The sequence below is a fragment of the Colwellia sp. Bg11-28 genome (genome assembly GCF_002836245.1).
Taxonomy (GTDB): Bacteria; Pseudomonadota; Gammaproteobacteria; order Enterobacterales; family Alteromonadaceae; genus Colwellia; species Colwellia psychrerythraea_A.
On record NZ_PJBA01000006.1, the window covers coordinates 1,402,272 to 1,424,503 of the forward strand.

Here is a 22,232-nt window from a genome sequence, read left to right on the forward strand (position 1 = left end):
ATTGAACACATAACAACCAGAGTGATGACGATTTATCCGCTATTACAATAATCAGTAGGTTTTGTTAAGACCAAATATGAAAACACAACAAACTAAGAATGATGTCCACGAACCAGAAACTATTTATTTTGCTGGGGGCTGCCTTTGGGGCGTACAGGAGTTTATTAAGCACCTACCTGGCGTTATTGCAACAGAAGCAGGTCGAGCTAATGGCTTAACCAATACAACCAAGAGCAGTTATGATGGTTATGCTGAATGTGTAGAAGTAATCTTCATCCCAAACACGGTCAATGTTATTGAACTTATAAGTTACTTTTTCGAAATAATTGACCCTTACAGCATCAATAAGCAAGGCGAGGATGTTGGAAAGAAATACCGAACTGGAATATACAGCAAACAAAGCAGCCACCTCAAAGCGGCTATTGGGTATATTACACGTCGCGATGATGCAGATAAGGTTGTAGTGGAAATTTTACCATTGCTAAACTATGTGAAAAGCGATGAGGAACACCAAGAAAGATTAACTCGGTTCCCCAATGACTATTGTCATATTCCTAAAAAAATATTACATAAATACAAGTAGTTAAAAAAAGGACCGCAGACGATTTGAATACCCAATTTTATTGATTTAGATGTTCATGAATTTTGCAAACCGCCTTAGCCTGGTTTCGGGTTTCTTCGCACTTATCATTCCGTAAGCTATAGCATAACGATTCGATTTATTTAGCGTTTCAAAAAACGCTTTCACTCTCGGCTGGCTTTCAGCTGCGGCAACGAAATCTGCAGGCACTTCCATTTCACTTATTAAACATTCAACATGCTCCGTGTTCCTTTTAGACCAGTTACTTCGGGTTGTTCTGGGAGTGATGCGCTGAAGATAGGCTAGTTCATCAATTGACTTCTTAATACCGTCAATCCAACCCCAGCATAAAACCTCTATTACAACATCATTCCAGGTCAATCACACTGTTTTAACAAATACAAAGCTAGACATACCGAGAACATTTAAGCATTTTATTCTTTACCGTAAGTAATCAGGCCCTGACTATCAACGACAACCAAATATGATTGCCCAAAGTCACCTTGTTGGCATAAATCTATTTCATTCCCCCCCACATAAAGATCGGCACAATTATTTATAGTGTAAGTTTCACTCACTTCGCCAGCAATGGTCTCGGTAAAGTCAGCATCACTACCCAATATTTTTACGCTTAAAGCTGTGTTTGCAAAAACTCGTACTCTAAAAACATCGTTTTGATTCGATGGCTTCATTTCAAATATGCTTAATACATCACTGTTATTATCCATCCAAGCGATAGCCCAGTATTTCCCTTTATTTTGTACATTATATTTAACATCCGCTGTACGCGCACCACTGTTTGTATCTTTTATCGCAAACTCGAATTTATGACCATGGCTGGACCACTTGTGATCTATTTTTCTACTGACTTTATTCTCCAGTAAATTAACGACTTTAAAGTCACTATCGTAAACACCTCTTGTATATAGGTTACTTTTTGCGTAAAAAGTGGTTGAAGCATTAACAGCGTTAATATAACTGATCTCTGTACTATATTTTTTATCCATCTTATCAACCACTTTATCTATTGCTGATTCATCATCGCAAGCGGTCACACCAATAATTAGACCGATAGTTAGTGCCGTTTTTATTCCATGTTGTAGTACGTTGTTCAAATTAATTCTCCAAAATAATTGACTGAGCTTAAAGTCAAAATGATTTATGTTTCAGTCGGTGCATTATTAGGGAAAGGTAAATGAATCAATATGATACTTTTGTTATTTTTTTGTCAATCATTGTTAGAAAGTGTTAGTAAGTGTAGATTCTATAGTGTTTGGGCAACTATTATTGGCCCTTCTTCCGCAACGCAGAGCTAACTAAAATTTAAATTAGAATTACTGCAAAATTAAAATAAATATGGTGTAAATTATCGGTTAAAAAAATTGCATTCTACCCTTTATATTCAGAATAATAGACGAAGCTAATTCACTTTTCATGTGTTCTCGTAGTGAACCCAAGTAAGCATAGTTCAAGCTCCTATCTCAGTTTCTGGTCGTATCAGCGGACATAAAGTAACGGGCATCGGTTGAATTCAAACCACAAAACGGACATTATCTGTTCTAAATTGATTCGGATTAGAGTTGGTAATACTCCGATGTAACGGGATTGTGTACTTTTTGGCTGCTCTATACCTGTGATTATTGAAGATAAAATCAAGTGTCTTCAATAATCACAGGTATATGCTTTTACTTTTCATTGAGTGATTGGAAGTGTCGGCTCAATGTATGGACGCCGAACTTAGGTGCAGTCATATCCATAACCAATACATTTAAGAAAAACTCAATAGGGCCATACCGCTTGTCGTTCAAAAATACCTTACACAATTTTAATAAACAAATACGTACCCAATTAGGAATAAATGTTATTTTGACCGATTTTCCTACAGCTTCAAATGCAACTTCTGCAAGCTCAATTTGAGTGAAAATTTCAGGTCCACCAACTAGAATCTCTTTTTCAACGTTACTAATTGTATCTATGCACCTTAGCCAAATCATCTCCATGTATAGGATTTGATTTATATTCTCCATTACCAAACAAATAAATCCTACCTTTATTAGCCATATTGTAAAACTCAGTCATATCTGAGAAAAATCCTGTTGGCCTCACCACGCAATAATCTAAACCTGATTCTTTCAGCTCTTTAACAAATTTTTCTTTGGCTGTAAAAATTTTCAGTTGTTTAAGTTTGTCTCCATGTAAAGCAGATACATATATAAATTTTTTAACACCACTACGCTTAGCTTCGATAAGTAAGTTTAAGTTCGCTTGAAAATCGACATCCATATAAGACAAACCATCTTTCTGCCTTGTTATACCTAATGAAGAAATGACAACATCTACTCCATCACAGCAGTTAGCTAAAGAAGAGGCTCTGGTCACTTCAGCTTCGAATATATCAATATCCTGTTGAAATTCATCCAGCTTTTCTGAGCTACGCGCTAAAGCAACAGGTCGCATATTTTTTGCTATAAGGTTTTTAACAATGAACTTACCCAAATATCCAGTTGAACCTGCTACCAATATGCGTTCCATCATTTATCTCCATAGATTACTGCTGAGCAGTGATTGCACATAACGAGACTGTAGAATTACTCGTTTTTATATTATTTATTAATTAATTTGTTAGCTCTTTCTGTTACTTGCCTTGAAAAAAACAACGTTACCAATTTGAGTGATTACTACGTTGTTAAAGCCACTTCGTAAAACTTCTTCTAATTCTTCCTTTTTATCTTGTCTGTTATTAAAGATACCTTTTTTGTTATATGCATTCATCACCAATTTAGCCATAATATTCTGTTCAGTATCATAAATAGCTGTTGAACCAAAAATAACACCGTCATCAGTTAAATAGTCCCCCAAGTTTAATAGAGTTAAACCTTTTGCTTTGAAATTACCTGGCACACAATGCAATACGAAATTTAAGCCTATACTTTTGAATTGCCTATTTTGTAGAGGTAAAGGCTCCAATATATTTGCTTTATATGTCGTTACATCTATTGGCTTAATATTTTTTTTTGTAACTTCCAAGCAGTTTTCGCTAAGATCAAGGAGAGATAAATTTTTAATTATTCCAGAAGCGCGACATTTTTTTAACAAAAAACCGGTACCAGCCCCCACTTCCAGATGATTTTTAGATACATTATTTATATAAAATTCAACTATGAGCTTTGATGGGCACCTAAAGAAAATGGGTGAAACACATTTGAATACATATACATCATAAATAGACAATAAAGTCTTACTGTAAACGCTTACAGCTTTATATGCTTTGGCATTAATATCATGAACAGTTTCCATCTGAAATATCCTTTTTATTTGGAAAATACTGAGACCTAACGAGTCTGTAGAATTACTAGTTTTTATATTATTTATTAATCGTAACACTCTAACGGCATTGGTTTTTTTAAACAATCAAAACGTCTACGTTTTTGGCGCTTTTTATTTTCTCATCTCTGAGCATTAAATAATGACTGGTTTTTAACTTGTTTTGTCTTTTGAGATTATTTTATGGGGTGAACAGGGGGTACCCTTAGTATAGGCTGTTTCTTAACTTCTCTATATTATGAACCAAGCAATACATCTGCCACTGGGTATTCGCGCAAAGTGAATTTATTCATGCCTTTATTGACGGTGATGTTACCAAATACAGGCTCGATTGTGCCTAGTCGCTTACTGTATTGTCGTCGCAGCGGGCAAACCTTACAGTCTTTTAAATAGCTAGTTAAATGGGTGTAACTTTTTCCAGCAACATTGATAAAATGATTCTGTAACCACATGTCCTTGCCCGCTGGACAACGGCAGGTTTCAGTGTCTTTATCAAAGTAAAAATCATCACTACTTAATTGTTTAGCTCTACCTTTACTGCGCTTTAATCGCCGTTTCTCTTTTTCTGTTGCGTAGGTTTCGTTGAATTGAAACAGTGGATTTGTTCTAATAAAAGAGCTAATGTGCCCTGCTCCTCTTATAGCGACACTATCATCGTGTTTACGTAAACGGGTTACCCCAACGCGTTTTTTGCCAACGTTAATAACTAAACGAGATACGGCGCTTTCTACATTAACTTTAATGACATAACAGACATTTTCACGCTAAAATGCCATAGGCTAACAAGGAGTTACCGTGATTGAAGTAAAAGATTTATGTTTCATTCGTAATGATGGCGATAACAAACAAAGCATTTTAAATAAGCTAGATTTGTCTATACCCGAAGCACAACATCTTGCATTACTTGGTGATAGTGGCTCAGGTAAAACCACCTTTTTACACATTTTGGCAGGCCTGCTACAAGCAGATAGCGGCTCAGTCAGTGTTAACAACCAAGAGTTATCATTGCTTAATGAGCGAGAACTCGCGCTTTATCGCCGTAAAATTGGGCTTATATTTCAGCATTACCAATTGCTTGATTGCCTCACCGTAAAACAAAATATTTTATTCCAGCACAAGCTAAATTTTCCAGGTGAAGCCGCGAGTGAGTTTGACCATCTCGTCAATGAGTTAGGGCTACAAAATAAGCTTAATGCCCTGCCTCATCAACTGTCAGGTGGTGAACAACAAAGAGTGGGTATCGCCAGAGCCCTACTTAACAAACCTCAAATTATTTTTGCCGATGAGCCTACTGGCAACTTAGATCAAAAGCGTTCGCACCAAGTGGTTAAACTACTTACCGAGTTATGCCATGCACGACAAATTAACCTAGTCATGGTGACTCATAGTCATCAATTAACTGATTATTTTGATCAAGTTAAAGTGTTAAGAGATGGTCGTTTTGACTAGTTTTACTAATGAAATCAAAATTATATTAACCACCCATATCGCGTTTTATCGACGACATCCTTGGTTGATGGCCTTGTTTATTTTAGGATTTAGTTTAGGCAGCGCTCTATTAACCGCCATTTCGGGGCTTAATCAAGAAGCCAAAACACGTTATCAACATTCCTCTGCATTAATCAATAACCCCGTCACGCATTTAATTAAACCGCTCACGGGAAAACAGACTATTGATGGTAATCTTTGGATAAACTTACGGCAACAGGGCTTTATTAATGCACAGCCTGTTTTACGCGGTAGATTAAAAGCCAATGACGACAAAACGCTGGCAATTCAAGGTGTAGATACTTTGTTGTGGGTGAATCAACTGCAGCAAAACAATTCGCAATACCAACAAGCTGATGAAAACGACAATAAAACACCTTCGCACTTTTCCCTGTCTACCTTGTTAGTAGATTCACAATTTGCTGGTCGACTTCAAACTAAAACAGGTAGCCAAGCACAATTTGTCTTGAAAAATGGACAAGTTCAACCAGACATCCGTTTAATGGATAATGTAGGGCTTTGGGCCATTACTGATATTGCTCATGCAGATTATTTACTAGAAGCTAAAGGACAATTAAGCTTTATTGAGCTGTCGCATGTTACCGAGCTGCAAGTAGTTCAAATAAAACAGTTGATTGCAGGGAAAGCACAGCTAATTGATGCCGAACAACAGTCCTTTGATGTACTGTCACAAGCGTTCTTTTTTAACCTTACCGCCCTTGCCATGCTTGGTTATATTGTTGCGGTCTTTTTGAGCTTTAACGCGATAAAACTCACACTAACGGCTCGACAAAAATTGATTAAGCAAATGCAGCTGTTAGGCTGCACCAAGCTAAGTATTCAACTTAGCCTTAGTATCGAACTTATTATTGTTAGTCTTTGTACCGCGCTTATAGGCACTTTAGGCGGCTACTTCATTGCTAATGGATTAGTGCTTGATGTAAATCGTACTTTGGTGGGTTTGTATCAACTTGATAAAGCGCTTGTTATCCATTGGCAGTGGACTAATATTTTATTGGGTTTTGCACTGAATATATCTGCCTTAGCGGTAATATTGTTAACACAAGCCAAACAAGTTGCCAGTAAAGTCCAATTGATATTTTACGCCTTATTGGTGAGTACATCGGTAGGCTTAATTTGGCTACTTAATTACGCGACCAACGAATACCAAGCGTTATTGCTGTGTTTTACCCTATTGGTCTTGTTCATATTACTGGTGCCTAAAGCGCTATCGGGTTTGGTCGCATTACCTTTTACACTATCTAATCCGTTAGCCCAATGGCTACATGCCGATACGCGATTCCACATAAAAGATCTACATATTGCCATTATTGCCATTTTAGTTGCCCTTGGTAGTGCCATAGGCATGCAAATTATGGTGAAAAGCTTTAGTACCACGTTAAATGCACACCTTGAAAAACAACTAAGTGCTGATATTTATTTGCGTTCAAATGAAATCGATCACAACCTAAGACAAACACTCAGTCACTTGCCTGAAGTTGCACAGCTAAGCATATATATGAAAAGCGAAGGCAAGGTAAATAATGTACCTGCAAAGCTTTCAAGTTTTGGTGAAAGCTTTGAACATTATCAGCAAATATCGCTAACATCTGGTTCACCCATCAGTGATAAAAACTTTATGGATAAAGGCTGTTTGGCTAATGAACAAAGTAACATTAAATTTGGTCTTTCTTTAGGTGATGTGGCTGTATTTGAGCAAAACTCTACGCACTTTAATTGCCGCATAACCGGCTTCTTTTATGATTATGGCAATCCAAGTATATCGCTACTTACCTTGGAAAAAAGACAAAATTCAGCAACACTGAATACAGAGTTTATTGGTTATTCAATTCGCCTAAACACTAGCACCACTGTTGTTACATTTAGTGAGCGTTTAGTGAACGAGTTCAAACAAGACAGCACACTAATTTTACCCAACAAACGATTTAAACAAATAGCTAATGCTTTATTCGACGATACCTTTGTTGTTACTAAAGCGCTTAATGGCTTTATTCTCGCTATTGCCCTATTAAGTCTGTGTACTAGCCTATTAAGCTTAAGTGTTAATCAACTAAAACAATTAACCATATTACGAAACTTAGGGGTAACACAGCAGCAATTATTAACCATGAAGCTACTACAAACCGGAGGCATAGTGTTATTTACCGCGCTATTTGCTATTCCTCTAGGCTTTGCCCTTGGTTTTGCTTTATTAAAGTTTGTAATGCCTATCGCGTTTGGCTGGACCATTCACTTTAGTTTAGATTTAACCAGTTTACTCATCATGTGTTTAACACTGGTTGGTGTCTCCGTGTTATGTGCTTATTTACCGATACGAAAACTAACCAACTTAGAAGCAAAGGAGCTATAACCTAGTGATGAAAATTCAGGTAGTGAAAAAATTACTCATCAGCTTTGTTTTAATGTGTTTTGCTTTTTTACTCAGTGCTTGTGAGCCTGTGGAGCAAAAGTCGACCCCCTCTGCATTACAAATGTCCAGTGGTAAGCCAGTAACAAGAGGCACTGAATTAACCTTTCCCAAGGATCATGGCACTCATGCTGAACAAGGCATTGAATGGTGGTATTTAACCGCTAATTTGCAAAGTGACACAGGTGAAACCTTTGGTGTTCAATGGACACTCTTTCGCACCTTGATGCCGAGCAACATTGAATCTACATGGTGGGATAACAACCTATATTTTGCCCACTTTGCTATGCAGCATAACCAAGAGCATGTTGCCTTTGAACGTTTTTCACGAGCGGGCCAAGCAAAAGTGACTAGTTCGCCATTTAACGCCGCCATTGATAATTGGCAATTGAACAGTATCAATGAAGACTTTTTACCACTGAAGCTAACTGCAGCACATGACAATTACCAAATAGCGTTAACCTTAAGCGATAGCCCAATGACATTGCATGGCGACAATGGTTACAGCCAAAAAACGCAAAGCGGCCATGCGTCCTATTACTTTAGTTATCCCTTTCTAAAGGTAAAAGGTAGTTTAACGTTTGCCGGACAAACCTATAAAGCGACAGGTAATGCCTGGTATGACAGAGAATGGTCCGCCAGTTTACTCGATAAGAATCAACTCGGTTGGGACTGGTTTAGCCTAGTCGACTCGCAAGCAGAAGAATCAGATTCAAAAGGACTAATGTTGTTTTGTATTCGAGGTAACAAAAACAGAGCGGATCCAATAGCTGAACCAAAAGAAGAACAAAGCAGCAGAGACAATAATGGGCTCAGTAACGGAAACAGTTATGATTATTGCCGCGGTACGCGCATAGCGCCCGATGGTGAAGCAACGGATATTTCAAAAGAAGGTATTAAGCTGTCAGTCGTTGAAACCGTGACGATAGATAACCACGACTATCCAAGCAAGTGGCAAGTTGAATTACCTAATACCCCTGACATTATTATTGAAAGTATCACCAAAGATTCGCGCAATAAATTAACTATTCCCTATTGGGAAGGCCGAGTTAAAGCAACAGGAGGCTTTAATGGTAAGGGGTATGCTGAGATAACTGGGTACTAAACCCCAGACATTACAACTGCTCTTTCGGGGTTTCTTATTGTTGCTCAATGCTACACTGAAGACATTAGGCAACTAGCGCGAATAGTACTTAGGATTTTGTTTTGTATCGTAAAATCTCATCGCCACTATCATCAAGTTTTCCTGTTGGTAACCAGCCAACATGCCTATAAAAACCGTAAGCCCTAATATTTGAATTTACACCCGCTGCTAGCCAAAGCTCAGCTAAGCCTTGAGAGAAAAGGCAATCAACAACCAGAAATAGTAATTTTTTTCCAACACCGTGCCCCTCATATTCGGGTAATACTGCTAATACGAGTACTTCGCCAGTTTGAGTATTTCCATAACAATAAGCAATGACTTCACCTTTATCTAATGCCACCATCCCAATATAAGTATCATTTTCCAATTTGGGTGACCAGATTTCAGTAGTTACACCGATTGCGATTAATGTATCCTTATCGATTGAGTTGTCTCGTGTAGCACCTCGAATTTCTGCGCATATATCTAAATCAGAATCCAGTGCTCTTCGATAAACTAATGTCATTTTTCGCTTCCCAATTTACTAAGTACAAAAATATAACATCCTAACACTGACTTATCAATTATGTATTTATCTTATTAAAACCAATAACTTAATTAAATACAGCCTGAGATTTTTATTTAATTTGTAGCACATGTGTAGCAATATGGTTTGGACTTCTATTACATAAACAATATCGCTAATGCCACAAAACGGTCCTAATTTTCATGTCAATTATCACCAATATTATGTCCACTTTCTTCAAGGATAGCTGACATTAGCAGTATTTTTCTATCTCGCTTTCGCCACCGAAGCGCCATAGAGTTACAACTACTTTTATCGCACTTCAAACTTGATACTAGGGTTGTTTACACGTGCTGATCAATTAGAATCGAATTACCATCTGGGTCTTGAATAGAAACACTAGAAGGACCACTTGCACCAGTAATAGATTTTGTATTATGTTAACACCTTGAGCTTCAAATTCTTTTAAAAGCTCTCTAACATCGGCATACGACTCTAGAGTTAGGCTCATATGTGTTATAAATACATTACCCACTTACCTTTATACGCATACCAGTGGAATAGATGATATCTTCGCTTGGACATGAATATTTTGGTGTGATAGATGAGCAAGACTGATTTGGTTTGTCAAAACAGAAATCAAATCGAGTTTGCGTTTTTACTGGCTGAGTGAGAATGCTTTTAGGTAATTCTGACCATTTCCAGTTTTGAATTACATTTTCAGCTGCTTTAGCAAAGTACTTGCTTGTTGAAGCTACTACATTTATGTCTTTAACTTCATTTTGTGGTGTTATTACATATTCAATAGTTGCGCAGCCCTCAATAGACTTCATCACCTCTTTTTTTGGATATCTAGCAGGAAATCGATCTAGTTGACTCCATTTCGAAGATTGAATTTCGTTATGAGTGATTGATAAATCCGAATACTCATTCTCCACTTTTGTTGATGAACACCCACTCATAATAAGAATAGTGATTAGAATACTAATATTACTTTTCATAGCTGAAACTTCCTTGCATTTATAACGCCAGAATAACAGGCTAAAAATTGTTAGCTAAAATCAGCGAGGCACGATCAGTGGCCAACTATTTATAGTCCTAGTTCATTTGCTTGTTAGTAGCACTGTTTAATAAGATTAAAATAAAATCTCATCGTCGCTTATTTTTTCAGATGCTAAATTTTTATCTAGCTCAGATCGCGTAAAGAAAATTTTTTAATTTTTATTTGAACGAGCCCTGTTTTCATTCTTCATATTTCTATGGTTAGTTAACACCTTTGACTTCCCTTTCCATTCAGGTAATTTTAACCTTTTATTCGGATGTTTTTTATTATATTGCTCCACATAAACCGTGTATTTACTCCATAAGTCATCAACATCTTCATTAAGAATATCTTTAATTGCTACTTTAAAACTCCAAGGTTTAATTTTTAGTGGTGACTGATTAAATTTGTAAGTAAACTCTGAATCATAATTATCAGCAATCCAATTTAAGAAAAATCCCGTTGTTGTATAACCCGAAAGATAACGATCATTGACTTGAGTTTGTCGATTAATGCTTCCTGTATCCGGTGAACGAGTTAGATGATGCCTGCCTCTGATACGCACCAGATCAGCAACCCCTTCAAGAAACGCATAATAATCATGACCAGACGCATATAGATCTTTAATAGTTTCTGGCTGTGATTGATAACCATGTACAAGTTCATGCCAGAATACACCGTAAATCTCATATTTTACAGCATCGTCAGGCTGATCAGCTAGGGCATATTGCAGATATCGAGTACTAAAATAAAGCTGCATATTTTTACCTGAGCCACCACGTGCAGCTAACACGTCACTCCAGTTATACTGAAAAGTCACGGTATCAAATTCAGGCACTTCAGTAATATTGCGATAAAGATTTTTACACACCTCCAGAGAGACCTCATTAATTGCTCCAATTAAGTCAGGAACAATTCGATTGACTCGCTTAAAACCTTCCGAATTAGTATCTTGATGTGCCAGTATTACTTTTGGATAGTGAAAACCTTGCCAAGGGTTAGCTGGATCGTAAGAAACAACAAAACGCTTATTAAGCTTGGTGTGTGCACCAAATTTATTTTTAACAGTTAAGCTTACATCATGGCCACCTGGTTTGTTAAAGACCACCTTAGGGTTTCTTTCATTACTGGTGGCAGGCGTAGCATTTTCAAAAGTCCAATGCCATTCTGTTGGTGAGTTAGGTGACTCATCCTTAAAAGAAATTTCTTGATCAAACTTAACTTTGGTTGCCGATGCCGAGAACTGCGCAACTGGCTCTTTAGTAATACCTCGTAGCTCCAGCTCTGCAATTTGTAAGTAGGTATCACCCCAGGTCGTCGGTTTTGTCTGAGTAAAGTGATATCGGTACTGAGAATACTTTGTTGTGTTACCCGCAATCTGGTATTCGTTCGTGACTCCTCGACCATTAAATTTCTGCTCGCCTCGAGTATCAATGGTTGTCCAATGTGTATCATCATTAGAAGCTTCAAGTATCCATTCTTTAGGATCTCTACCTGGCGCGTCACCAGCAGAGGTAACCTGATAACTGGAAAGAACTTTAGGTTTTTGAGTATTAAAAATAACCCAGGCCGATTTATGCATTGCTAAAAATTTAGAGCCTTTGTCTCCATCGAACAGATTATTAACGCCTTCTGTCGTAGGTGAATCTTTATGCTCTGTTGTCGTTGAAAAAGGTAAATCAAGAAAGTTAACCGACGCAGCAGATACCGCCTCCTGCGTTGCTTCTCTTTCTAATTTATCTGCTGTAACACAAGCAACTAGCCCCCCGGACATAACAGCCATGGTAAGCATTTTTATCAGTTTCATCTTATTTCTCTTGTCTCTGGTTAAGTTGTTTTAAGGTTTATTGCGATTCACTTTAACTATAAGAATAAATAACGCTCCATAAATACCTACAACCAAACCAAGCATCACAACATAAAATACTGATAATACTGACGGTATTCATTTGGCCTCCCCTTATTAATGGGTTTATATTATTTTGAGTAAATGGAAGTTAAACCATTACTGCTGTAATGATTTAATAACCTCAAAACAAGATCCCAATGTGTGATAATCACATTTAGCCCCAGCTGCACTTTTTTCGTTAGAGTATTTCGAATTATCACGATGCAAAACCCTAAACCATGCTCCATGCTGATGATCAACAAAGTGTTGCCAACTATATTTCCACAGTGATTGATAATGTTTTAAATATTTTGAGTTGTCTGTTGCCTTATATAATAAAGCCGCGGCAGCAAAGCTTTCAGCTTGCACCCAAAAGTATTTATCATCGTCACACCAGTTGCCTTCAGGATCAAAACCGTAGATTAGGCCTCCATGACTATCATCCCAAGACTTATCAAAACTGCCATCAAATAGCTGCTGAGCCTTTACTACTAACCAGTCTTGCGGCGCATGACTGTTTAATTGTAATAATAGTTTTGTCCACTCGGTTTGGTGTCCTGGTTGAAACCCCCAAGGACGATAAAGGTTTTTAGGGTCGTCTTTGTTATATAACCAATCAGGTTGGAAATCTTTAGTGTAGTGCTCCCAAATTAAATTATTGGTAAGCGCAGCTTGTTTACAACTAATATTTTCTGCAATAACTTCTGCTCGCCTTAAAAATACTGAGTTATTCGTTGCTTCATAGGCCGAAATCATCGCTTCACAAATATGCATATTCGCATTTTGGCCACGGTAGTCAGATAAGACTCCATCAATACTAAGAGTATCTGCATATAAACCATATTCAGCCTGCCAAAAACGCTCTTCAAGCAATTGATAGACATCATTTAACTTGTCATCTTTTTTTATCATGCCCGCTTTACGCGCTGCCGCATAGGCCAGTAATACAAAGGCATAACCATAGGCTTGTTGTGTCATATCTAGTGGCTTATTATCTTGTAAAGTCCAAGCATAATTTTGACTATCACTTTGCCAATGTACTTGTTCTAAATAATCTAAACCATGCTGTGCGGTTTCTAAATATTTCGGGTTATTGAGTATGCTGGCAGCCGTAGCGTAATTCACTATAATCCGGGTGCTACTGACTAATTGTTTAAAACCTTTATTAAAGGTTGTGCCATCATCATAAAAATTTTGAAAATAGCCTCCATGTTCATCTAATACACCATGGTCATAAAAATCGAGAATACTCTTGCAGTGCTCGACTAAAAAAGAATGATCATAAAAATTCATCAACGGCTCCGGGAAAAAATATCTAATAATTGCGTTTGTTTCAAGCCTAGCTCTTTAACAAAAGCAACTGCTTGCTCAAAATTAGGCAACGCTGGAAATGCCCCAGCTTTGGTAACGGTAAGTGCACCACAACTCGCAGAAAAGTTTATGATTTGCTTCAACAATTCATTGTCATCAAGTAATTCAGTCAGTTGTTCAAAATGACTCAAAGCAAATAACAAAGCGCCAATAAAAGCATCGCCACCCGCTGTTGTATCTACGGTTATAACTTTAGGAGGGGAAATAGCATCTAAAATGGCTGCAGTATAGTAAGTGAGAACATTTTCGCCATCAGTTATTATCAATAATTGACAATTTGCATCGAAACAACTTTGTATATAACTCTCAATATTTCCTTGTGCCAAGTAGGTTAGTTCTTCTGAAGAGAATTTTAAAACATGTGCTTGCTTAACCAGTTTATTAACGACACTTATAGACACTTTTCCGGTTGCCCATAAATTGTGACGAAGATTAACATCAAAACTAATAATTGCTCCATGCACTAACGCTCGCTCTACCGCATACTCTGTACAATCAGCGATATCCTTCTCCGTTAAGGTATTACTGCAAAAATGAAAAATAGGTGATTCACAAAACCAAATTTCATCTACTTGTGACTTTTCAAATAATAGATCCGCAGTTTGGTGACGGTGAAACGAAAAGCTTCTCTCCCCCATTTCATCCAATAAAACAAAAGCTAAAGCTGTTTTTGCATGTGGATGCTTACTGACAAATTGAGTATCCACTTGATACGTGTGCAGTGCATTAATTAAAAAATCACCAAATGCATCGTCACCAACTTGACCGGCAAAAAACGCTTTCCCGCCTAACCTTGAAACAGCAACAGCGGCATTTGCAGGTGCTCCACCTGGATATTGGCGGTAATTATTTAAGGTTAAACATCCATCTTCTTGAGAGCCAGTATTAAGAAAATCTATTAAGGCTTCACCAAAACAAATAACGGGTTTCATAGATTAGCCTCTACTGGAGTGGTGATTTCATTTTTTTGATTTGCACGATACTTTGCCGTGTAAAGTGCATAGCCAAAGATATAGATATAAGCGCATGCAGGCACAATAAAACTTGCTTGAACTGAGCTAATGTCTGCAACATATCCTTGAATTAACGGTAGAATAGCTCCACCAACAATGGCTTGGCATAACAAACCTGAACCTTTAGACGTTAACGGTCCTAAGCCACGAATGGCTAAGGTAAAAATAGTTGGGAACATAATAGAATTGAAGAAACCAACCGAAATCACGGCCCACATGGCGAAGTGACCACTACTCGACATAGTGACAATAAGCAATGTCATAGAAAGAATGGAGTTACAGGCAAGTACATAACTTGGCTTGATAATACGCGTTAAGTAAGCACCAACAAAACGGCCAATCATTGCAGCGCCCCAATAATATGAAACCATATCACCGGCTTGTTTTTCTGTGAGACCAGCAATATCTTTTTGGGTAAAATAATTGACTAAAAAACTGCCAATAGATACTTCAGCGCCAACATATACAAAGATACCAAGCGCACCTAAAAGCAGTGGTTTTTGTTGCCAAATTGATTTACCGTCACTCGCGTTATCGTCAGGCGTTTCGGCAATAGACTGTATCACGGGTAAATGTAAAAACTTAAAACCTATCGCAACTAATATTGTTGCTCCAGCCAGTAATAAATAAGGTAATTGTACGCTTTTTGCATCAATCACCTCTGTATGGGCTACCGCACCAAAAATTAACGCACTACCAAATATTGGCCCAAGGGTATGACCTAATGAATTAATCGCTTGTGCTAAGTTAAGACGACTGGCCGCCGTTTTTTCTTTACCTAGTGATGCCACATAAGGGTTAGCAGAAACTTGTAAAATAGTAATGCCTGAAGCAAGTACAAATAGTCCCGCTAAAAACACCCAATACACACCAATTTCTGCGGCAGGATAAAACAAACTACAACCTGCGGCGATAGTTAACAGTCCGGTAATAATGCCTTTTAAGTAACCAATTTTACTGATTATTTTTCCCGCAATCGGCGACATAATAAAATAGGCGCCAAAAAAGCAAAACTGTACTAACATTGCTTGCACGTAATTAAGGTCAAATGCTGCCTTAAGGTGTGGTATTAAAATATCATTTAAGGCGGTAATAAAACCCCAAATGAAAAAGAGTGTTGTCATCGAAGCAAAAGCAAAATGATAACTTTCATCGGCTCCTGTTTGATGACTTACTGATGCTGTTGGAATATTGCCCGCCATTATTTATCTCCTACTGCCGAATTATCCGTTGAAAATGATAGAGGTCTATCAGCAGTCTTAGCCCCCCATTGGGTGTTTGGCACAGATGAAAGCTCAAAGTCTAGTTTAACGGGAGCTGAAATATAGCTATCGTCAATCCAGCTCTTGCTGCTATCAATATTATTTACTTTTAAACTTGTAATATAACGGTTTTCACTTGACGTATTTGGCGCATTAATTGTTAAATTTCCTATTTTTGTTTTTGAGAAAATAGGACTTGCTAGCACCATGTCAGCACGACCTGGTAATAATGGGTATATGCCTAACGCTGAAAAAACATACCAAGAAGACATTTGACCTAAATCATCTTGGCCAGGGATGCCTTTAGTGGTGTTATTCCATAATAAGTCAATGGTTGCCCGCACAGTGTCTTGAGTTTTATATGCTTGTCCGGTGAATAAGTACATCCAAGGTGATGCAATTGATGGCTGGTTAGACACGTCAGAATAGGTGGCGCTATCTCTAAATAAAACCCAGCTACCATCAGGTTTATGAAAATGGTTATCAAGGCGGTTTGCCATCACTTTATCACCGCCGACCATCTCTTTCAGGCCATTACCATCAAAAGGTATCATCCATAAATACTGTGCAGGGCTACCTTCAACAAATAGATGTTCACTGTTTGCATCAAAATCAGCTTTCCAAGTACCGTCTTTATTACGTCCTTGAATATAACCTGCTTCTTTAGTTGCCTGTGGGTTGAACAGGTTTTTCCAGTAGCCTGAGCGTGTTAATAGTGCTTGTGATGATGCGTTATCGCCTAGCTTGCTGGCTAATTGCGATAAGGCAAAGTCAGCAGACGCTTGTTCAAGTGTTTCTGATGCACCTTCCCAGCTATTTGATTGATCCGAAATATAATTAATGGATTGCCATTGATCGAGTGATGGATGTTGTCCTCGACAAAATACAGGACAACCTTCATCACTTAAATCAAATGATGTTGGTTCATTAGCCGCTTTGAGTAAAGACTGGTATGCGCCTTTGATATCAAAACCGGTTGCACCAAAGGCAGCAAAGTTAGCGATAGCAATGGTAGATGGATCACCACTCATTACACCTGTAGCACCAGAGTTATGGGTCCAACGGTCCCAAACACCATTATATTGTTGAGCTTGGTTATATAACGATTGAGCAATATCACTACCACGGGTAGCATCAAGCAACGTTACCAGTTGCAATTGCGATCGATAAACATCCCAACCAGAAAAATTTGCGTATTGCGCCTTTTGTTTATTATTAATTTTATGAACTTTTTGATCAAAACCTAAATATTCGCCGTTAACATCACTAAATACATTAGGGTGGAATTGTGAATGAAATAGCGCAGTATAAAACGTGGTTAACTTATCTTTATTAGTAGAAACAACTTTAACTTTCTCCAAAGTTTTATTCCACGTTTGGTAAGCTTCTTTTCTTACTTCTTCAAAAGATTTTTCTTTAGTTTGTGAGCTGTTAACTAAGGTTTCTGTTTGCTCTTTAGCTAAATTTTCACGTGCGTTGGCTAAGCTGACATAAGAAATACCGACTGTCATGGTTACTGTTTTTTGCTGTGAGAGATCTAAATCAACCCAAGCACCAGAGCCTTTACCTAATTTAGGAATACCTTTTTCACCATATCCCATGCCACCTTTAGCACTGTCACTATTTTTAGTAACTGTGTCGTCTTGCCAACCACCGGTGCCTGAAATTGGCACGTCTAATTTGGCGACAAAATGTAAAGTGTAATAATCGCGACGGTTGAATTCGCCTAAATAACCACAAAAATTACCGCTAGTAACGTGACCTGTTATTTCGCCTTTTTCTTGATCAATTTTGGTATAGGCATCACCGCTGCCTAATTGAGAATATGAGCTTCTAAACAGTAATTTTGCCTGTTCTGGATTATCAAAGGTAAAACGTGCAATGCCCGTTCGGGTTGTTGCGCTTAATTCAACATCAACGCCATTATCCATTTTTACCTGATAATAACCTGGTGTTGCTGTTTCGTTTTGGTGAGTAAAGCCTGCACTGTAATAAGCATCTAGCATATCGGTATCTGGCGAATGTTTGATAGCAGAAGTAAAAGGTAATACAGGAATATCACCCGAGGCACCTAAACAGCCGGTACCCGATAAGCGCGTAAATGAGAATCCTTTAATTCGACTTGCGCCATAATTGTAACCTCCTGGCCCCACAGGAATTCGACCTTTTTCGCCGAGCACTTGCTTGGTCATGCGCTCGCTTTCTTTGAGTAAATCTTTGGTATAAGCATGCTCAGGGCCAAAGTTAAACATACCATGAGGCACCACAGCGCCAGGCACAACATTAGCGGCTTGACGGTGGTTATATACCCCTTCAGTGCCAATAAAAGGATTAACGTAATCAACAGGGTTACTAACCCACTCTTCTGGCGCTGAGCTGGTTTTATTTTCATTGTCAGCATTGTTGTTTTGGCTATTACAGCCTGAGATTGATAAGCCAAGTGTTAGTAAACACGTCGCTGTAACTTTAAAAGTGTGCATATTTTATCCTTAACCCAGCTAAAAGCTGGGTTATTTATTCAATAGGTTCAGGCAAAGTGTTTTTTAATGAGTGCTCATTGAGGTTGGGCGATTTTTAGTCTCAATTCCCCAATGTTTATTTGGTATGTTTGACATAACAAATGTTAAGGTGCCGCCGTTAATGATGTCATCATGAGTAATAAAACTACGGTTTAACGGTTTTCCATTTAATCGTGCGCTTTTAATAAACTTATTTTTCTTTGAAAGCTTATTGGCTTTTACGGTGAACGTTTTACCATTAGCAAGATTCAACGATATTTCGGGTAATTGCGGCGCGCCTATGGCGTAACTTAAATCACCTGGGGCTACTGGGTAGAAACCCATGGCTGAAAACACATACCATGCTGACATTTGTCCAACATCATCATTACCCGCAAGACCATCGGGCTGATCAGATGATAAGGTATCCATTATTTGACGAATACGTTCTTGTGTACGCCAAGGTTTACCTGCGTAATTATAAAGGTAAGCAATATGATGGCTTGGCTCATTACCGTGTGCGTATTGTCCAATTAAGCCCGCAATATCTTCATGCTCTTTAATTTTTTCATGACTTAATTCTTTATTAAATAATAAATCCAAACGCTCTTCAAAGGCTTTGTCTCCACCAATCAAATCGATTAACGTGTTTACGTCATGAGGTACGTAAAAAGTATATTGGAAGCTATTACCTTCGGTAAAGGGCCCCATTAACTTAGCGTCTTCTGCATCAAAATCAGGGTTCCATACGCCTTCACTGTTCTTTCCTCGCATAAAGCCAACACTAGGATCGAATAGGTTTTTATAAGATTGTGCGCGTTGGTAAAAGGTTTTTGCAATATATTTTTTGCCCATTGCTTCTGCCATACGTGCGATCGTGTAGTCGTTGTAAGCGTATTCTAAGGTAATAGATACTGATTCGCTAAGCTTGTCCATAGGAACATAGCCACGTTTAATGTATTCTGGAATAGCATCATATTTAGGATTATTAGCGGTATCTGTCATTGCTTTTAAGGCAAGTTCACTATCAAAGTTTCGAATGCCTTTTAAGTAGGCATCAGCGATTACTGATACAGCGTGATAACCAATCATAGTCCAGGTTTCGTGAGCCTGAAAAGACCAAATAGGTAACATATTGTCATAGCTCTGTTGATAATGTGCCAACATTGAGTTAATCATGTTAGGGACTTTATCAGGTGCAATGTAAGTTAGTAGTGGGTGTAGTGCGCGATAGGTATCCCATAAAGAAAACAAGGTGTAATTTTCAAAACCGTCTGCTTGATGGATTTCACCATCAACACCGCGATATTGACCATTAACATCTTGATAAATAGAAGGTGCCTGTAAAGCATGATAAAGCGCGGTATATAACTGGCGTTTTTCAGATTTTTTACCTTTTGCTTGCACAACAGATAATTGTTCTTGCCATTGCTTTTTCGCTTGAAGTTTAACGTCATCAAAATCCCAGCCAGGGTTTTCAGTGATTAAATTTTCCAGTGCATTTTTACGGCTAACGGCTGACAAACCGACTTTAACCATTAATGGCTCTGTATTAGCATCTTTAAAATGTGTTAGCACTTTAATTGCTTTACCAGCAGTATATTGAATAGCAGAGTTAACAATAGTCGAAGGTTTACTGCCTTTTTTTGTCAGGCAGCCATTACAGCGATAACGTGAATTGTCTTGGTTAATTAATTCAATACTGTCAAATGGGCGAGAGAACTTGATCGCAAAATACATATCTCTTTGTTTTGCCCAGCCATTGGTAGAACGGTATGCCAATAGGGTTTGATTATCAATAACTCGCACATCACTCCAGATAACCTTATTTTTAAAGTTATAGATAGAAGCCGTTAAATCAAGTAGGACATGTGCTTGCTCATTTTCTTTAAAGGTATAGCGGTGCATGCCCGTTCGAGCTGTTGTGGTTAATTCAGCTTTAATTTTATAATCACTTAATTCAACGGAGTAGTAACCTGGCGAAGCCTTTTCTGCATTATGATTAAAGCGAGAGCGGTAACCTGAATCTGGGTCAGTCTCACTACCCGCCTCCACATGAGCTTTTCCTGTCATTGGCATAATAAGTAAATCACCCAAATCAGAATGACCGGTGCCACTAAAATGAGTATGAGAAAAGCCCGTGATAGTTTTATCATCATAATGATAACCTGCACTGTGCTTGTATATTTCACTTTGTGGGTCACTACCTCGACTTACTGCGGCAGTATCAGGGCTTAATTGCACCATGCCAAAAGGAACAACAGCGCCGGGAAATGTGTGTCCATCTCCTCCAGTACCAATAAAAGGGTCTACCCATTGGGTTACATCGTTAACTTGAATGGCTGAACTTTCTTCTGCATGGGTTAACATTGGCATTGCCGTCAATAGGCTAATAACAGCAACTGTATTTAATGCCCAATCACGAGAAGTTTTTTTTAATGTACTCATGTCGTTGGATAAGTATTTCATGTTACGACTGTCCTCTTATATTTTTGGAACGTTCCAATTGCGTATCAATATAACGTTAGATTAGCTACAATTCAATAACTTTAAAGTTATAATAGAAAATTATTCAACAGGGAATAGGTATAATGAGTCGTAGCGAAAAGCCAAAAAGTGTCACTGTTATTGATGTAGCTGAAAAAGCAGGGGTATCAAAGTCCACCGTTTCATTAGTATTAACCGGGAGTAGCAAGGTAAGTAGTAAAGCTAAACAAAAGGTAGAAAAAGCGATAGATGAATTAGGTTACGTTTATAATAGGGATGCGGCTTCACTACGGAGTAGAAAGTCTAATCTTATTGCTATTGTAATTAACGACTTAAAGAACCCATACTCTGCTCAACTGGCCGTTGGATTAGAGCAACAAATTCGTCAGATGGGCTTATTTTCCATGTTAGTAAACAGTGCTGAAAATGTAGATACCCAAACATCTTTAGTACGTAATCTAAAAGAATATAATGTGGCTGCTTTTATTATTTGTCCAGCACCTAATACCTCTGCTGATTGGGTTAACTCTCTTGTTGAACAAGGCTTTCCTGTTGTACATATAATGCGAGAAATTGCAGGTGCAAAAGTAGCTACTGTACTTCCTGATAATTTCACTGGTACAAAGTTGGCAACCCAGCACTTGATAATGAAGGGGTATAAAAAGATTGCTTTTATTGGTGGAAACGAAAGTATTTCAGATTACCATCAACGTTTATCGGGTTATATCGAGGCTATGACTCTGGCTAAAGTACCTTTTTCTAAGAAGCTTTGCGTTCAATCTAATACGACTCGTAATGGTGGTCGTAGTGCTATGAAAGAAGTATTGACTCTTACCTCAGATATTGAAGCGGTTGTTTGCTTTAGTGATGTCATTGCTTATGGCGCAATAGAACAAATTCGAGCATCAGGAAGACAGCCAGGAAAAGACATCGCGATTGTTGGTTTCGATGATTTAGAAGACTCTCGCTTAATGTCACCTGCATTAACCACTATCCATGTTGATGCCAATCAAATTGCAATTGCTGTTTGCCAAATACTAACGAATATTAATAATGGTAATCGAAACAAAATATTGGTTGGCGTTGACTTAATCGAACGAGATTCAAGTTAACAAGTTCATTTTTATATTTGCCATATTGAAGCTAATCCCAAATTTATCCTGTGTCTCGCTATCAAAAGTATAGCGTCATACTAAAGCCTA

Annotated in this window: 17 protein-coding genes and 1 pseudogene; 5 read left to right on the forward strand and 13 right to left on the reverse strand. The window is 38.0% G+C overall.

Annotated elements, in window-relative coordinates:
• The first annotated feature begins 76 nt into the window (after positions 1-76).
• The gene (locus CXF79_RS13295; protein WP_101155459.1) at positions 77-583 is read left to right on the forward strand and encodes a peptide-methionine (S)-S-oxide reductase; all 507 of its coding nucleotides are present in this window, start codon (positions 77-79) and stop codon (positions 581-583) included.
• A 45-nt stretch (positions 584-628) separates the two neighbouring features.
• Here CXF79_RS13295 and CXF79_RS13300 read toward each other — a convergent pair whose 3' ends face one another.
• The 5 genes and pseudogenes from CXF79_RS13300 to CXF79_RS23915 form a co-directional block, all read right to left on the reverse strand.
• A complete protein-coding gene (locus CXF79_RS13300) occupies positions 629-961 on the reverse strand; it encodes a YdeI/OmpD-associated family protein (protein WP_101155461.1) in 333 nt (110 codons plus the stop codon).
• A gap of 53 nt (positions 962-1,014) precedes the next feature.
• Positions 1,015-1,695, reverse strand: coding sequence for a hypothetical protein (locus CXF79_RS13305; RefSeq protein ID WP_101155463.1), 681 nt, complete (start codon positions 1,693-1,695; stop codon positions 1,015-1,017).
• Between the two features lie 847 nt (positions 1,696-2,542).
• Positions 2,543-3,115: an SDR family oxidoreductase gene (locus tag CXF79_RS13310; RefSeq protein ID WP_198560062.1), complete on the reverse strand. Its 573-nt coding sequence runs from the start codon at positions 3,113-3,115 to the stop codon at positions 2,543-2,545.
• An 87-nt stretch (positions 3,116-3,202) separates the two neighbouring features.
• Positions 3,203-3,877, reverse strand: a complete 675-nt coding sequence (locus CXF79_RS13315; RefSeq protein WP_101155465.1) for a class I SAM-dependent methyltransferase — start codon at positions 3,875-3,877, stop codon at positions 3,203-3,205.
• 232 nt (positions 3,878-4,109) lie between these two features.
• Positions 4,110-4,524, reverse strand: a pseudogene (locus CXF79_RS23915) (transposase); the annotation flags it as partial.
• A gap of 175 nt (positions 4,525-4,699) precedes the next feature.
• Here CXF79_RS23915 and CXF79_RS13325 point away from each other — a divergent pair.
• Genes CXF79_RS13325 through CXF79_RS13335 form a run of 3 tightly spaced genes read left to right on the forward strand, consistent with a single transcriptional unit; the run spans position 4,700 to position 8,925 of the window.
• Entirely contained in the window at positions 4,700-5,353 is a 654-nt protein-coding gene (locus CXF79_RS13325; RefSeq protein ID WP_011043448.1) for an ABC transporter ATP-binding protein, read from the forward strand.
• Positions 5,337-7,763: an FtsX-like permease family protein gene (locus CXF79_RS13330; protein WP_101155467.1), complete on the forward strand. Its 2,427-nt coding sequence runs from the start codon at positions 5,337-5,339 to the stop codon at positions 7,761-7,763. The genes CXF79_RS13325 and CXF79_RS13330 overlap by 17 nt, the downstream gene beginning before the upstream one ends.
• Positions 7,764-7,770: 7 nt before the next feature.
• Positions 7,771-8,925, forward strand: coding sequence for a lipocalin-like domain-containing protein (locus CXF79_RS13335; RefSeq protein WP_101155469.1), 1,155 nt, complete (start codon positions 7,771-7,773; stop codon positions 8,923-8,925).
• Positions 8,926-9,013: 88 nt separating this feature from the next.
• Here CXF79_RS13335 and CXF79_RS13340 read toward each other — a convergent pair whose 3' ends face one another.
• The 8 genes from CXF79_RS13340 to CXF79_RS13380 form a co-directional block, all read right to left on the reverse strand.
• On the reverse strand, positions 9,014-9,469 hold the full coding sequence (locus CXF79_RS13340; RefSeq protein ID WP_101155471.1) for a GNAT family N-acetyltransferase: 456 nt from the start codon (positions 9,467-9,469) through the stop codon (positions 9,014-9,016).
• Positions 9,470-9,996: 527 nt separating this feature from the next.
• A complete protein-coding gene (locus CXF79_RS13350) occupies positions 9,997-10,470 on the reverse strand; it encodes an energy transducer TonB (protein ID WP_101155473.1) in 474 nt (157 codons plus the stop codon).
• A gap of 213 nt (positions 10,471-10,683) precedes the next feature.
• Positions 10,684-12,318, reverse strand: coding sequence for a basic secretory protein-like protein (locus tag CXF79_RS13355; protein ID WP_101155475.1), 1,635 nt, complete (start codon positions 12,316-12,318; stop codon positions 10,684-10,686).
• 198 nt (positions 12,319-12,516) lie between these two features.
• The gene (locus tag CXF79_RS13360) at positions 12,517-13,692 is read right to left on the reverse strand and encodes an AGE family epimerase/isomerase (RefSeq protein ID WP_101155477.1); all 1,176 of its coding nucleotides are present in this window, start codon (positions 13,690-13,692) and stop codon (positions 12,517-12,519) included.
• Positions 13,692-14,702 (reverse strand): carbohydrate kinase family protein, encoded by a 1,011-nt coding sequence (locus CXF79_RS13365; protein WP_011043456.1) that lies wholly within the window; start codon positions 14,700-14,702, stop codon positions 13,692-13,694. The genes CXF79_RS13360 and CXF79_RS13365 overlap by 1 nt, the downstream gene beginning before the upstream one ends.
• Positions 14,699-15,985 (reverse strand): sugar MFS transporter, encoded by a 1,287-nt coding sequence (locus CXF79_RS13370; RefSeq protein WP_011043457.1) that lies wholly within the window; start codon positions 15,983-15,985, stop codon positions 14,699-14,701. Before CXF79_RS13370 ends, CXF79_RS13365 begins: the two co-directional genes overlap by 4 nt.
• Positions 15,985-18,525, reverse strand: coding sequence for a GH92 family glycosyl hydrolase (locus tag CXF79_RS13375; protein WP_101155479.1), 2,541 nt, complete (start codon positions 18,523-18,525; stop codon positions 15,985-15,987). Before CXF79_RS13375 ends, CXF79_RS13370 begins: the two co-directional genes overlap by 1 nt.
• A gap of 63 nt (positions 18,526-18,588) precedes the next feature.
• On the reverse strand, positions 18,589-21,012 hold the full coding sequence (locus CXF79_RS13380; protein ID WP_269801465.1) for a GH92 family glycosyl hydrolase: 2,424 nt from the start codon (positions 21,010-21,012) through the stop codon (positions 18,589-18,591).
• Between the two features lie 122 nt (positions 21,013-21,134).
• On the opposite strand from CXF79_RS13380, the gene CXF79_RS13385 reads away from it, so the two are divergent.
• Positions 21,135-22,142, forward strand: a complete 1,008-nt coding sequence (locus tag CXF79_RS13385) for a LacI family DNA-binding transcriptional regulator (RefSeq protein WP_011043460.1) — start codon at positions 21,135-21,137, stop codon at positions 22,140-22,142.
• The last annotated feature ends 90 nt before the right edge of the window (positions 22,143-22,232 follow it).

Bases quoted from the DNA above. Each gene is read 5' to 3' on its own strand.
- CXF79_RS13295 (WP_101155459.1), top strand. From the start codon at position 77: ATGAAAACACAACAAACTAAGAATGATGTCCACGAACCAGAAACTATT.
- CXF79_RS13310 (WP_198560062.1), bottom strand. From the start codon at position 3,115: ATGATGGAACGCATATTGGTAGCAGGTTCAACTGGATATTTGGGTAAG.
- CXF79_RS13315 (WP_101155465.1), bottom strand. From the start codon at position 3,877: ATGGAAACTGTTCATGATATTAATGCCAAAGCATATAAAGCTGTAAGC.
- CXF79_RS13330 (WP_101155467.1), top strand. From the start codon at position 5,337: ATGGTCGTTTTGACTAGTTTTACTAATGAAATCAAAATTATATTAACC.
- CXF79_RS13335 (WP_101155469.1), top strand. From the start codon at position 7,771: ATGAAAATTCAGGTAGTGAAAAAATTACTCATCAGCTTTGTTTTAATG.
- CXF79_RS13340 (WP_101155471.1), bottom strand. From the start codon at position 9,469: ATGACATTAGTTTATCGAAGAGCACTGGATTCTGATTTAGATATATGC.
- CXF79_RS13350 (WP_101155473.1), bottom strand. From the start codon at position 10,470: ATGAAAAGTAATATTAGTATTCTAATCACTATTCTTATTATGAGTGGG.
- CXF79_RS13355 (WP_101155475.1), bottom strand. From the start codon at position 12,318: ATGAAACTGATAAAAATGCTTACCATGGCTGTTATGTCCGGGGGGCTA.
- CXF79_RS13360 (WP_101155477.1), bottom strand. From the start codon at position 13,692: ATGAATTTTTATGATCATTCTTTTTTAGTCGAGCACTGCAAGAGTATT.
- CXF79_RS13365 (WP_011043456.1), bottom strand. From the start codon at position 14,702: ATGAAACCCGTTATTTGTTTTGGTGAAGCCTTAATAGATTTTCTTAAT.
- CXF79_RS13370 (WP_011043457.1), bottom strand. From the start codon at position 15,985: ATGGCGGGCAATATTCCAACAGCATCAGTAAGTCATCAAACAGGAGCC.
- CXF79_RS13375 (WP_101155479.1), bottom strand. From the start codon at position 18,525: ATGCACACTTTTAAAGTTACAGCGACGTGTTTACTAACACTTGGCTTA.
- CXF79_RS13380 (WP_269801465.1), bottom strand. From the start codon at position 21,012: ATGAAATACTTATCCAACGACATGAGTACATTAAAAAAAACTTCTCGT.
- CXF79_RS13385 (WP_011043460.1), top strand. From the start codon at position 21,135: ATGAGTCGTAGCGAAAAGCCAAAAAGTGTCACTGTTATTGATGTAGCT.